This is a genomic window from Actinomyces sp. 432 (genome assembly GCF_009930875.1).
GTDB lineage: Bacteria > Actinomycetota > Actinomycetes > Actinomycetales > Actinomycetaceae > Actinomyces.
In genome coordinates this window covers 2,844,673-2,856,768 of the sequence record NZ_CP025249.1, presented here as the reverse complement: position 1 = coordinate 2,856,768, position 12,096 = coordinate 2,844,673, and the positions used below count along the sequence as shown (strand labels likewise).

At 70.0% G+C, this 12,096-nt stretch carries 12 protein-coding genes and 2 pseudogenes; 12 read left to right on the top strand and 2 right to left on the bottom strand.

The genetic code is table 11. From position 1 onward, the window contains the following. Window positions 1–180 precede the first annotated feature (180 nt). A complete protein-coding gene (locus CWT12_RS11930) occupies window positions 181–942 on the bottom strand; it encodes a 3'-5' exonuclease (protein ID WP_161924973.1) in 762 nt (253 codons plus the stop codon). 99 nt (window positions 943–1,041) lie between these two features. Here CWT12_RS11930 and CWT12_RS11925 point away from each other — a divergent pair, with 99 nt between their 5' ends. Next, on the top strand, window positions 1,042–1,878 hold the full coding sequence (locus CWT12_RS11925; protein ID WP_161924972.1) for an NADPH-dependent oxidoreductase: 837 nt from the start codon (window positions 1,042–1,044) through the stop codon (window positions 1,876–1,878). Window positions 1,879–1,983: 105 nt separating this feature from the next. Beyond that, window positions 1,984–2,859: a serine hydrolase domain-containing protein gene (locus CWT12_RS11920; protein ID WP_161925483.1), complete on the top strand. Its 876-nt coding sequence runs from the start codon at window positions 1,984–1,986 to the stop codon at window positions 2,857–2,859. Window positions 2,860–3,155: 296 nt separating this feature from the next. Here the strand turns inward: CWT12_RS11920 and CWT12_RS11915 are convergent. Then, window positions 3,156–3,961, bottom strand: a pseudogene (locus CWT12_RS11915) (exodeoxyribonuclease III). Window positions 3,962–4,041: 80 nt separating this feature from the next. On the opposite strand from CWT12_RS11915, the gene CWT12_RS11910 reads away from it, so the two are divergent. The 10 genes and pseudogenes from CWT12_RS11910 (at window position 4,042) to CWT12_RS11875 (ending at window position 11,967) form a co-directional block, all read left to right on the top strand. Then, window positions 4,042–4,878, top strand: a complete 837-nt coding sequence (locus CWT12_RS11910) for an SDR family NAD(P)-dependent oxidoreductase (protein WP_161924971.1) — start codon at window positions 4,042–4,044, stop codon at window positions 4,876–4,878. 176 nt (window positions 4,879–5,054) lie between these two features. After that, window positions 5,055–5,552, top strand: a complete 498-nt coding sequence (gene nrfH, locus CWT12_RS11905) for a cytochrome c nitrite reductase small subunit (RefSeq protein WP_161924970.1) — start codon at window positions 5,055–5,057, stop codon at window positions 5,550–5,552. Between the two features lie 6 nt (window positions 5,553–5,558). After that, the gene (locus tag CWT12_RS11900) at window positions 5,559–7,109 is read left to right on the top strand and encodes an ammonia-forming cytochrome c nitrite reductase subunit c552 (RefSeq protein ID WP_237564189.1); all 1,551 of its coding nucleotides are present in this window, start codon (window positions 5,559–5,561) and stop codon (window positions 7,107–7,109) included. Window positions 7,110–7,126: 17 nt separating this feature from the next. Then, a complete protein-coding gene (locus tag CWT12_RS11895) occupies window positions 7,127–8,149 on the top strand; it encodes a tetratricopeptide repeat protein (RefSeq protein ID WP_161924969.1) in 1,023 nt (340 codons plus the stop codon). Between the two features lie 4 nt (window positions 8,150–8,153). Beyond that, window positions 8,154–8,639, top strand: coding sequence for a cytochrome c biogenesis CcdA family protein (locus CWT12_RS11890; RefSeq protein ID WP_237564188.1), 486 nt, complete (start codon window positions 8,154–8,156; stop codon window positions 8,637–8,639). Then, window positions 8,639–8,845, top strand: a complete 207-nt coding sequence (locus tag CWT12_RS14165; RefSeq protein WP_237564187.1) for a cytochrome c biogenesis protein CcdA — start codon at window positions 8,639–8,641, stop codon at window positions 8,843–8,845. Before CWT12_RS11890 ends, CWT12_RS14165 begins: the two co-directional genes overlap by 1 nt. Window positions 8,846–8,862: 17 nt before the next feature. Then, complete coding sequence (locus CWT12_RS14160) at window positions 8,863–9,213, top strand: hypothetical protein (RefSeq protein ID WP_237564186.1); 351 nt, start codon at window positions 8,863–8,865, stop codon at window positions 9,211–9,213. Further along, window positions 9,135–10,355: a cytochrome c biogenesis protein ResB gene (locus CWT12_RS11885; RefSeq protein ID WP_237564185.1), complete on the top strand. Its 1,221-nt coding sequence runs from the start codon at window positions 9,135–9,137 to the stop codon at window positions 10,353–10,355. Before CWT12_RS14160 ends, CWT12_RS11885 begins: the two co-directional genes overlap by 79 nt. After that, window positions 10,348–11,270, top strand: a pseudogene (ccsB, locus tag CWT12_RS11880) (c-type cytochrome biogenesis protein CcsB). Before CWT12_RS11885 ends, ccsB begins: the two are co-directional and overlap by 8 nt. 4 nt (window positions 11,271–11,274) lie before the next feature. Continuing rightward, window positions 11,275–11,967, top strand: coding sequence for a TlpA family protein disulfide reductase (locus CWT12_RS11875; RefSeq protein ID WP_237564182.1), 693 nt, complete (start codon window positions 11,275–11,277; stop codon window positions 11,965–11,967). The last annotated feature ends 129 nt before the right edge of the window (window positions 11,968–12,096 follow it).

Here is a 12,096-nt window from a genome sequence, read left to right as displayed (position 1 = left end):
ACGCGGCCCCCAGGCAACAAACCAAAGGACGAACCAGGAGCTGCCAGGGGGATCGAAGACATCAGGGAGCCTCTCGACGAGACGTGCGGATACGAACCCGCGGCAGTAAATCACAAATCAGATTCTATGTACTACGCACAGGTCTGCTAGCCCACATGCGTAATGCGCGTTTGCCACGTCCTACAGCCGCCCGGCGTCAACCTGCCGCAGCACGCCATCGCCGCGGCGCGGCACCAGGCGCGCCTCCTGGGCGCGGGCCGACGCCTCACTCCAGCGCCAGCCATTGAAGACCACCGCCTCGGCCAGGGAGCGCGACCAGGCCACCGGCTCCTCGCCGCGCTCCCGCCCCACCGCCATGTAGTGGCGCAGCAGCCCGGCACTGGCAAGGGCGTCGTCGAGCGCCGTGTGGTGCCGCCCAATCTGAACCCCGGCGGTCTCGCAGCAGGTCACCAGCCGCCGCGACGGGGTGGCCATGAAGTGCCGCGCCAGTTCCATGGTGCACACCCGCGGCACTCGCGCCCCGCGCTCCAGGCGGTCCAAGCCGCCCAGCGCCTGGGTGAGGAAGCCGACGTCGAAGCGCGCGTTGTGGGCCACGACCGCCCGTCCCGCCAGGTCGCGCACCAGCAGGTCGGCGACGTCAGCGAGCGCGGGCGCCCCGATCAGATCCTCGGACACCAGCCCGTGAATGTGCGTGGGCCCCACATCGACGCCGACGCCCGGGTTCACCAGGGTTGACCAGGTCCGCTCCACCGTCCCGTCCGGTCCCGCCAGAACCAGGCCGATCTCGATAATCGAGTCCGCCGCCGGTGACAGCCCCGTGGTCTCCAGGTCGACGACGGCGTAACCCACTCCCGCGACGTCCGCCGCATCGGGTGCGCTCGTGCTCGGGCGGGGCTGGAGCGTCTGGCGCAACGGGCGACGCGGGCGGTGGTAGAAGGGCATCGGCCCCATCGTAGGCGTCCGCCGCCGGGGCCGTCCCCGCTCGTGGCTGTCGCCCGAGTCTCCCGGCGCCAACCCGGCCGACCGGGCTAGAGTCGAGACATGACGACCACGCCCGCCAATGACTCCACCGGCGCCGCTGCCTCAGCGCCTACTAACGCCCTGACCGCCCCCTTGGCCACCCCAGTCACCAACACCACAATCGCCACCCAGCTGGCCCACCGCACCATCCGCGCCTACACCTCCGAGCCGGTTGCCGAGGACGTGGTGTCCACCCTGCTGGATGTCGCCCGTCAGGCCGCCAGCTCCTCCTTCCAGCAGCAGGTAACCGTCATCCGGGTCCAGGACCCCGCGGTGCGCGCGCAGCTTCACCTCGCCTCCGGCCAGCCCTACGTGGGTGGAGAGCGCGGGGAGCTGTTCGTGTTCGTGGTGGACCTGCACCGCAACGCCGTCATCCGCGAGCGGGCCGGCGCCTCCCTGGAGCCGCTCGAGCGCACCGCCCTGTTCCTCCAGGGCGTTGAGGACGCCGTCATCGCCGCCCAGAACATGGTGGTCGCGGCCGAGTCCCTGGGCCTGGGCACCGTCTACCTCGGTTCCATCATCGGCGACGTGCGCCGTGTCATCACCGCCCTGGGCCTGCCCAAGCGCACCTACCCGCTGCTCGGACTGCTGGTGGGCCACCCCGCCCAGGAACCGCAATACAAGCCGCGCCTGCCCCGCGAGATCGTCACCTCCGTGGACACCTACCCCGACCTCGACGCCCACGTCGACGCCCTGGCCGCCTACGACGCCGAGGTCCAGCAGTACTACGACCTGCGTGACACCAACAACCGCGTCGACTCCTTCACCACCCAGATCGCCCGCGCCCTGGGCGGCGGCCCGGCCTCGCAAGCGCCCGTACTGGATGTCCTCCACGAGCAACTGCTCTGCCTGCACTGAGGAGGAGCCGTGCCGACCACGTCCGGGCCGGGGGCCCTCCCTGCTGGGTTTGGCGCCGTGCCCGCCCCGGTCGGGCCGGAGGCCCTCCCTGCTGGGTTTGGCGCCGTGCCCGCCCCGGTCGGGCCGGAGGCCCTCCCTGCCGTAACGGCTTTCGACTTCCCCATCGCGCTCATCGCCGATGAACACCGCACGGACGCGGGCACCGGCGCCCCCTCGGCCCCCAGCACACGACCCCGCTTCCGCACTCTCGCCCAGGTCGGCGACGGCAACACGGTCTTCCCACTCGCATCCCTGACCAAACCGATCGTCGCCTGGAGCGTCCTGGTCGCCGCCGACCGGCACCTGCTGGACCTCGGCGCCTCGGCTGCGCCCGGCCTGCCCGGCGCCACCATCCGTGACCTGCTCGCCCACGCCTCCGGCATCGCCTTCGACTCCGATGCCGTCCTGGCGCCGCCGCGCCACCGCCGCATCTACTCCAACCGCGGCTTCGAAATCCTCGGTCGGTGCCTGGAGGAGGCGACCGCCACCCCGCTTGAGGAGTGGGTTGAGACCAGCGTCCTCGAACCCCTCGGCATGGCGAGTGTCCGCATCCCCGGCTCGCCCGCATACTCGGGGACGGGCAGCGCCGCCGACCTGGCCGCCTTCGCCCGCGAGCTCGCAGCCCCAACCCTCGTCTCGCCCGCTCTTGCCGCAGCCGCACGCCGCCCCGTCCACCCCGGCCTGCCGGGCGTACTGCCCGGATACGGACGCCAGGCCGCAAACGAATTCGGCCTTGGCCTGGAGATTCGCGGCGCCAAGCAGCCGCACTGGACCGCCCCGACGAACAGCCCCGAGACCTTCGGCCACTTCGGCCAGTCCGGCTCATTCATCTGGATAGACCCGGTCGCCCGCCGCCAGGCGGTATTCCTGGGCGCGCGCCCCTTCAGTGCCGTGCACCGGGAGAACTGGCCCGCGCTCAGCGCCCAGCTACTCGCCCTATGACTCGGGCATCGCGGCCGCGCACGCTCAGCCGGTCGCCCCAATTACCTGAATCGGGACTTTTCCTTGAAAAACAGCCATTTTTGAAATTGCCCGACTCGCGGCGCCGACGCTCCCACGTGCGGCGAAGGACCCGGCGCACGCTGGAGCCCTTCGCCGTTTTCGGCGCGCTTAGTGAAACCGCAGAATTTCGCGGTTCTTGTGACGCGCACCGATGGCTAAGCGTGCGTCACTCGCACTAGCGCGCCGTGGCGCACCGTGTGAAGGCCGACGCGAGGGCGGACCCCGGGCCATCCCGGTCAGTCGAGGTCGACGATGACGGGCACGTGATCGCTCGGTCCCTTGCCCTTGCGCTCGTCGCGCTCGATGGCGGCATCGCGCACGCGCGCCGCGAAGGCGGCCGAGCCGTAGACGAAGTCGATGCGCATGCCCTCGTTGCGGGGGAAGCGCAGCTGCTGGTAGTCCCAGTACGTGTAGTTGGTGACGCGCTCGCGCGTGACCTCGGTCAGGCCGACAGCCTCCAGCGCCGCCAGGGCAGCCCGCTCCGGCGCGGACACGTGCGTGGCGCCCTCGAAGACGCTCACATCCCACACGTCCTCATCCCGCGGCGCCACGTTCCAGTCGCCGACCAGTGCCAGCGCCTGGCCCGGATCCGCCGCCATCCAGCCTGCCGCAGCATCGCGCAGGGCCGCCAGCCAAGCCAGCTTGTACTGGTAGTGCGGGTGTGCCAGCTCGCGGCCGTTGGGCACGTACAGGCTCCACAACCGCACCGGCTCGCCGTCCCCGCCCCCGACGGTGGCGCCCAGAGCGCGTGCCTCCACCACCGGCTCGGCCCCCGCCTTCGCCGCCCAGCCGGGCTGCCCGGGGAAGGCGGTAACGACGTCCGCCAGCCCCACCCGGGAGGCGATGGCCACGCCGTTCCACTGGTTCAGCCCATGCACGGCCAGCTCGTAGCCGGCCGCCTCGAAGGGCGCGCGGGGAACTGGTCGGGGCGGCACTTGATCTCCTGCATGGCCAGCACGTCTACGTCCCTGCGCTGAAGGAAACTGACGATCCGGTCGACGCGGGTGCGGGCGGAGTTCACGTTCCAGGTAGCCAGGCGCATACGGGCAGGCTACCGCGGCCGCCCGCCCGGCGCCCGTGCGCGTAGTGCGGGCGGTGGGCGGCGCGGCTAGGCTCAGCCCCATGGGAACCGCACTCATCACCGGCGCCACCAGCGGAATCGGCCTGGAGCTGGCCTGGCAGCTCGCCGAGGCCCACCACGACCTGGTGCTGGTGGCCCGCACGCGCGCGCGGCTGGATCGGGTTGCCGCGCAAATCAGTCAGGCGGCGGGAGTCGGCGTGCAGGTGATCGCCGCGGACCTGTCGGTCGCCGATGACGTTGGCCGCGTCGCCGAGCGACTGCGCGTCGCAGCGCCCGCAGCCGACCCCGCGGCGGGTCCGGCCCGCCCGGATGCCCCGCACACCGCCGCGCAGGTGGCGGCCCAGCCCATCGACCTGCTGGTCAACAACGCCGGCTTTGCCGTCGGGCAGGCCTTCGCAGAAGGTGACATCGCCCAGGAGCGGCGGGCCCTGAGCGTGATGGTCGGTGCCGTGATGGAGCTGACCCACGCCGCCGTGCCGGGGATGATCGCGCGCGGGCACGGCGCCATCCTGAACGTCGCCTCCGTGACCGCGCTGACCGCCATGGGTACCTACGCGGCGCACAAGGCCTGGGTGCGCACCTTCACCGAGGGCCTGGCCAGTGAGCTGCGCGGCACCGGCGTAACGGCCACGGTGGTGAACCCTGGCCTGACGCGCTCGGAGTTCCACGACCGCGCCGGCATGGATGCGGCCTGGCCGCCGATCGCCTGGCTGCGGGCCGACGATGTGGCCCGGGCCGCGCTCGCGGCGGTGCGCCGCGGCCAGGTCATCTGCACGCCCTCGCTGCGGTACCTGGGTGTCAACGCACTGCTGCGCGTGGCGCCCCGCGGGGTGGTGCGGCGCATCGCCGGGCATGCCAGCGTGCGCACCCGCTACTGACTGGTCGGCTATGGCTAGCCGGCCGTGACTGCTACGTGCCCCCGGCCGGAGGCTGGGGCGTAAGTCCTGACGTTTCACGACGCCGTGTGATATCCTTCATATGGTCAGGAAGCCCTTGTCGGTCCGTGTCCCCAACGGACGGGGCGTGACATTCCCGGAGCGTGAGGGGGTGCCGCGTGGTACGTCTCGTCAGGACGCTATGGCGCGGCTACACGCGCCTGTTCACCGGCTGGACCAGGATCGCCCTGGCGGCGCTGCTGGGCGCGGTCCTGGGAGTGGGCGGCTTCACCGTGTACTACTCGGGTGTTGTCTCCTACCTCGGTGATGATCCGGCCACCTGCGCCAACTGCCATGCGATGAATGAGCAGTACGAGGCCTGGCAGCGGGGCAGCCACCATGAGGTGGCCACCTGCAACTCCTGCCACCTTCCGCATGACAACGTCGTCTACAAGTACATCAACAAGGCTGACAACGGCCTGTGGCACTCCCTGAAGTTCACGCTGCAGGACTATCCGGAGAACATCCAGATCCGCGAGCACAACCGTGAGATCACCGAGGCGGCCTGCCTGTACTGCCATGGCGACTTCGTCGACCAGGCCACCAACAGTTCCACCCACAAAGACGAGACGGTGTCGTGCATCCGCTGTCACGACGGCGTCGGGCACACGAGGTGATGCGACATGAGTACCGAGAGGGACAACGCCGCTATGGAGGACCCCGGCCTGGACGCGGACCTGGATCCGGACCTGGACGGGGCGGACGGCGCCGCACAGGCCGCTAAGGCCGATGCGGCGGGCGGTGTGCGCAAGGCCGGGCGGGCGCAGAAGTGGGTGCCGGCCCTGGTGCTGGTGGTAGTCGCCGTGGCGGCAGGTGCCGTGACCTGGATGCTGACGACTATCTTCGAGCACAAGCAGGAGTCGGCGTCCCCCTTCACCGAGGTGGTTGAGCTAAGCGATACCACCTACGATCCGGCCATATGGGGCCAGAACTTCCCCATCCAGTACGAGCAGTACCGCAAGACCATCGAGGACACCGACGGTGACTTCATCGCCGTCACCCCCACCGCTGAGGATCCGCGCGAGTACCACACGATCTCCCGGATCGAGTCCGAGACCCGCGCACAGCGGATGTGGCGCGGCTACGCCTTCGCGGTGGACTACACCGAGCCGCGCGGGCACGAGTGGGCGCTGGTGGACCAGCGCTACACCGAGCGCACCGACGAGCGCTTCAACCAGCCCGGCACCTGCCTGAACTGTCACGCCTCCATGCCGGAGGTCTACGACGAGCTGGGCGACGGCGACCGTGAGGCCGGCTTCCACGCCATGAACGCCATGAGCTACGACGAGGCCTACGAGCACACCTCCTCCTCCATCGCCTGCATCGACTGCCACGACCCGCAGACCATGGAGCTGACCATCACCCGGCCCGCCTTCATCGACGGCATCCGCAAGGCCAAGGCCGCCGAGGGCATCGCGGACTACGACGTCAACCGGGACGCTACTAACCAGGAGATGCGCTCCTACGTCTGCGCCCAGTGCCACGTGGAGTACTACTTCGCCGGCGATTCCAAGACGCTGACCTTCCCGTGGGACAAGGGCCTGACCGTATACGACGCCATGGACTACTACGACGAGGTCGGCTGGACCGACTTCACTCACGAGGAGTCCGGTGCCGAGGTGCTCAAGGCGCAGCACCCAGACTTCGAGACCTGGGCCCAGGGTATCCATGCCGAAAATGGCGTGACCTGTGCCGACTGCCACATGGCCTACAGTCGGGAGGGTGCCGCCAAGGTCTCCAACCACCAGATCATGAGCCCGATGGTCAGTGACGAGAGCATTAACGCCTCCTGCCTGACCTGCCACCACTCCACGGCGGCGCAGATGCGCGAGCGGGTAGAGGTCATCCAGACCCGCTGGCAGGGTTCGCTGAACGTATCCTTCACCGCCCTGGATGCGCTGATCACCGATATCACGGCGGCGGATGAGGACGGCAGCGCGTCGGCGGACGAGCTGGCCACGGCCCGCGACTACCAGCGCAAGGCGCAGTTCGTGATCGACTACTCCTTCTCGGAGAACGGCCGCGGCTTCCACGCACCCGCCTACTCGATCTCCATCCTCAACCAGGCGACCGACTGGGCCCGCTCCGGGCAGTTGGCGCTGCGCGGAGTCGAGGTGGACAACGGGATCGGGCCGGCCATCCCCGAGCAGCACCTGCCTGACACCGGCGACTGACGGGGTACAAGAGCGGTATGCGTCAAGCGCAGGGGAACGAGGAATCGCGAGCACAGGAGACCAGCGGTGAGCCGAATCGGGAGGAACTTGCCGCCTTCCTGGCCACCGCCCCGGAAGGGCTGAAGGGATGGGCGGCCGCGCAGTTGGCCGACCTCGAGGCCGACCTCGAGGTCGACCCTGAGGCCGGGCGCGCGGGCAAGGCCGCCGACGCCGCCGCGGCCGCGGCACGCAGGACGCCGGACGGCGAGCCCGCCGACGAGCCTGCTCCTGAAGACGGCATTGGGGACGAGCCGGATGGTGAGGACGACGGTGAGGACGCGGCCGACGTCGAGGACCTGCTGGCGGAGGACGACGATGCTGCTGCCCCCGCCCGGCCGGTCAAGGCCGTACGCGGGCGCACCTCCGCGGCGGTGCGGCCGCGCGGAGGCGTCTCCCGCCTGAACCTGGTGCTCGTGGCACTGCTGGCTGCCGCCGTCGTCATCATCGTGCAGCAGGCTGGACAGGACGATGCCGCCGGCACGGCGCTGCCCGAGGGGCACCCGTCCATCGCGGCCACCGCCGATGCGAGCGCCATCGCCGCCATGGATGAGGCCGAGCCGGTGGACACCGAGCGGGAGGCGGAGCTCCAGGCGCAGGCGCAGGCGGATCCCGCGGATGCGCAGTCCCGCCAGGAGCTGGGCGTCATGTACCTCAAGGCGGCCTTGTACCAGGACTCCATTACCTGGTTGCAGCAGATCCTCGACGTCGACCCCGACAACCTGGACGCGCTGCTGACCATCGGCGTGGCGGAGTACCAGTCCAACCAGTACGAGCAGGCGGAGGCGCACTGGCTGCGCGCCGCCGAGATCGACCCGGACGTGGCCGAACCGTGGTACAACCTCGGCTTCCTGTACATGGCCCGCACCCCTCCCGACGCCGACCGGGCGAATCAGTGCTGGGAGAAGGTGCTTCAGCTAGCCCCAGACTCGGAGATGGCCGCGAATGTCCGGGGTCATGTGGGAACCATGGGCTCGGCCACGGCTACGCCGAGCGCGGGGTGAGCGGATGGAGCTGACTCTTCCTGTCGCCCTGCTGGCGGGCCTCGTCTCCTTCGCCTCGCCCTGCTTCCTGCCGATCGTGCCCGCCTTCGTGGGGCAGCTGGTGGGGGCCGGGAGCGGCCCCGTGCGCCGCCGCGCCGCCCTGGCGAACTCCTTGAGCTTCGTGCTCGGCTTCTCCGTGGTCTTCATCGCCCTGTGGGCCGCGCTCGGGCTGCTTGGGCGCTCACTGGGCCCCTACGTGGTTCATTTGCGCATAGTGGCCGGGGCGGTCCTGGTGCTGATGGGGCTGCACGTTGCGGGCATTCTGACGCTGCGGCCCTTCGACACCCAGGTACGGGCCTCCGGCCCCGCCGACGCCGCCGGGTCGCCGCTGCGCGCCGCCCTGATGGGAATCGCCTTCGGTGCGGGTTGGACCCCGTGTATCGGCCCGATCCTCGGGGCATTCTCGCGCTGGCGACGGCGAGCCCGACGGTCTGGTCCGGCATCGCCCTGATGACCGCGTACTGCCTGGGCCTGGGCATCCCGATCATCGCGGTCGCCCTCGGGTCGGCTCAGGTGACGCGGAGATTCGGCTGGTTCCGCCGCCACCACGTGGGCGTGTCCCTGGCCAGCGGGGGCGTGCTTGTCGTCGTCGGGCTGCTTATGGTCAGCGGCCTGCTGACCCGGCTGTCCGCGCTGATTCCCTCGCTGGGACTATAAGTAAGGAGGCACTGACGGTGAAACAGACCAAGACGCTGCCCCCGGAGCCGCGTACCGCCGGGGCGCCGCGCAGCTCCGGGGCCGTGGACGGCCTGGACGACCAGGCCGCGCTGCCCCTGGGCCAGGTGCTCCGGCAGGTCTACGCCTTCTTCTACAACAAGACCGTGGGCCTGGTGCTGATTCTGCTGGCCGGCCTGCTGGGGCTGCTGGGCGCGATCTTCCCGCAGATGCCCGACTCCGCCCGGGGGATGCCCAGGCCACCGAGCAGTGGCTGGAGCAGGTGCGGCCGGTGTTCGGCGGCTGGACCGGCATTCTGCGCACGCTGGGCGCGTTCAACATGTTCACCTCGGTGCCCTTCCTGGTGGTGATGGGGCTGCTGGCCGCCTCGATCATCGCCTGCACGGTGCACCGCCTGCCGGTCATCTGGCGGGCCTACCGGCACCCGCGTACCCGGGTGACCGCCCGCTTCTTCGACCGGGCCCGGCTGCGCTCCCACTTCACCGCGCCGCTCAGCGCCGCGGACGCCTTCGCGATCGTGTGCAAGGACGCCCGTCGGCGCCGCATGCGCGTGATCGTGGACGAGCGCGGTCCCGGCCTCAACGCCTACCTGGACCGCAACTACTGGGCGCCCTTCGGCACGGTGTTCGCCCACCTCGCCTTCGTGGTGGTCATGGCCGGGTTCGTGGTCTCCTCCCTGACCGGCTTCCGCGACCAGCAGTTCACCCTGACCGTCGGCTACCCCAAGGACGTGGGCCACGGCACCGTCCTGACGGCGCAGGCCAACAGCTTCCAGGACACCTACTACGAGGACGGCTCGCCGAAGGACTACGTCGCCGACCTGACCCTGCTGGACGCAGGCCAGCAGGTGGCTTCCCAGCAGGTACGGGTCAACACCCCGCTGAGCTACCACGGCGTCATGTTCCACCAGTCCTACTTCGGGGTATCCGCCGTCATGCGCGTGGCCGACGCCTCCGGGACGGAGATCCTTCACGACGGCGTCGCCCTGGAGTGGACCACCTCGGACAAGATCTTCAACTACGGCCACACCACCCTGCCCGACGGCCCGGTGCTGTACGTGGTCGAGGCCGCCTCCGGGCAGGTGGGCACCGGCATCGAGCCCGGCCAGGTGCGCGTCGAGCTGTACGACGGCGACGCCACCACGCCCAGCGCGCAGGCCATCCTGGACCAGGGTGCGCCGACGGCGGTGGGGGACTACACCCTGACGTTTGAGCGGGAGCAGCAGTTCACCGGCATGATTGTGCGCCGCGACCCCGGTGCCCCGATCGTCTGGGTCGGCTTCGGCCTACTGGCGATTGGCGTGTGCATGACCATGTTCTTCCGGCACCGGCGCATCTGGGTGCGGGTTACCGACGTCGACGACGGCGCCCTGGTGCAGCTGGCCTCCCCCGACCGCCGCGACTACGGATTCAGTGCCTTCTTCACCGACATGTCCGTCAGCCTGAGCGGACAGATGACACAGCACGCGGAAAGGACCGACGCCGATGCTTGAGTACTCCCAGGCCCTGCTGCTGATCACCACCGCCCTGGTGGTGATCTCCACCATCGCCTACCTGGGTGCATTCTTCTCCGCCCGCATGTCCCGGGCCGCCGTCGCGGCCCCGGCGGGAGGGGCGGGGGTGAGCGTCGTCGTCGACACCGGCGACGGTGAGCGCACCGTGGAGGTGACCGGCGGGGTTCAGCGAGCCCCGATCAAGCGCTTCACCATCACCTGGTGGGCGGCTAAGTCGACTCAGCTGGGCCTGCTGCTGCTGACGGGTTCGCTGATCGCCCGTGCCATTGCCACCGGGCACGCCCCCTTCTCCAACCACTACGAGTTCGCCATCTGCTTTGCCTGGGGCATGATGCTGGCGCAGGTGGTCTTCGAGTGGCGCTACCGGGTGCGCACCGTGTCAATCATCGTGCTGCCGGTGATCCTGGCGATGCTGATTTACGCCTCCACCCTGTCCTACCAGCCGAGCCCGCTCATGCCGGCGCTGCAGAACTCTCCGCTGCTGACGCTGCACGTGTTCACCGCGTCGCTGGGATACGGGGCCGCAGTGGTCTCCTTCGCCGCCGCGGTCATGTACCTGCTGGCCCCGCACGTGCGCTGGCGGGGCTGGCCCCGCCAGGAGGTGCTGGACGACCTGGCCTACCGGGCCACCGTGGTCACCTTCCCCATGCTCACGCTCATGCTGATTCTGGGGGCGCTGTGGGGGAATGTCGCCTGGGGCGCTACTGGGGCTGGGACCCCAAGGAGACCGCGGCCCTGGTCACCTGGCTCATCTACGGCGCCTACCTGCACGCCCGCGTGACGCGCGGCTGGCGGGGCAACCGCGCCGCCTGGCTGCTGATCCTCGGATTCGCCGCCGTCCTGTTCACCTACCTGGGCAACCTGTTCTTCGGAGGACTGCACTCCTATGCGTGACGACATGAGTGACGAGCTGCCGGAAGAAGCCTCCGCAGACGCCGGTGACCGGCCCGACGCCGATCCCAATGCCCGGGGCGGTGTCCCCGGCGAGCCGGCCTGGCGCGCCGGCGTCCGCGGCTCCCACTTCGGGCAGGTGGCCGTGGTGATCGTGGCGGCCTTCGCCATTGCCATCGCCGCCTGGTGGGCGGTGGGGCCCGAGGATGCCGGGCCGGCCCAGGCGGAGATCGCAGTAGTCACCGAGGTGGACGTGGCGGGGGCGAGCACCGCCCCGGTGGCGGGGCAGACGGCGCCCGCCTTCACCGCCGCGGACCTCGACTCCCAGGAGGTGGCGCTGGATCCGCAGGCCACGGAGGGGCGGCCGGTGTGGCTGATGTTCGTGGCCACCTGGTGCACGGGCTGCCGCACCGAGATGCCCGATGTGCAGGCGGCGGCCGCCGCATACGGCGACGACGTGGAGGTGATCGTGGTTTATGTGGGGGAGGACGCCGCCGCGGTGAGTGCCTACTCCGAGCGTGTGGGCAACGAGTTCACCCAGGTGCCTGACCGCAACCAGGCGATCTCCGCCGCCTACGGGATCATGGGCGTGCCCTCCCACTTCTTCATCGGTGCCGACGGCGTGGTACAGCAGGTGCACGTGGGCCTGCTGACTCCTGCGCAGATGGACGAGTCCCTGCGCGCCCTCACCGGCGCCTGACCCTCCCCTCTTTCGCCGAGACCGGCACTTGTTACATGCCGAGACCGGTGGGAATCACGTGGCGCTTTCGGTATGAGGGTGTGGCGGGCCGATCCCGGGTGCAGGCCGCAGCGGAATGTCCAGATTCGG

Bases quoted from the DNA above. Each gene is read 5' to 3' on its own strand.
- CWT12_RS11930 (WP_161924973.1), bottom strand. From the start codon at position 942: ATGCCCTTCTACCACCGCCCGCGTCGCCCGTTGCGCCAGACGCTCCAG.
- CWT12_RS11925 (WP_161924972.1), top strand. From the start codon at position 1,042: ATGACGACCACGCCCGCCAATGACTCCACCGGCGCCGCTGCCTCAGCG.
- CWT12_RS11910 (WP_161924971.1), top strand. From the start codon at position 4,042: ATGGGAACCGCACTCATCACCGGCGCCACCAGCGGAATCGGCCTGGAG.
- CWT12_RS11900 (WP_237564189.1), top strand. From the start codon at position 5,559: ATGAGTACCGAGAGGGACAACGCCGCTATGGAGGACCCCGGCCTGGAC.
- CWT12_RS11895 (WP_161924969.1), top strand. From the start codon at position 7,127: ATGCGTCAAGCGCAGGGGAACGAGGAATCGCGAGCACAGGAGACCAGC.
- CWT12_RS11890 (WP_237564188.1), top strand. From the start codon at position 8,154: ATGGAGCTGACTCTTCCTGTCGCCCTGCTGGCGGGCCTCGTCTCCTTC.
- CWT12_RS14165 (WP_237564187.1), top strand. From the start codon at position 8,639: ATGACCGCGTACTGCCTGGGCCTGGGCATCCCGATCATCGCGGTCGCC.
- CWT12_RS11875 (WP_237564182.1), top strand. From the start codon at position 11,275: ATGAGTGACGAGCTGCCGGAAGAAGCCTCCGCAGACGCCGGTGACCGG.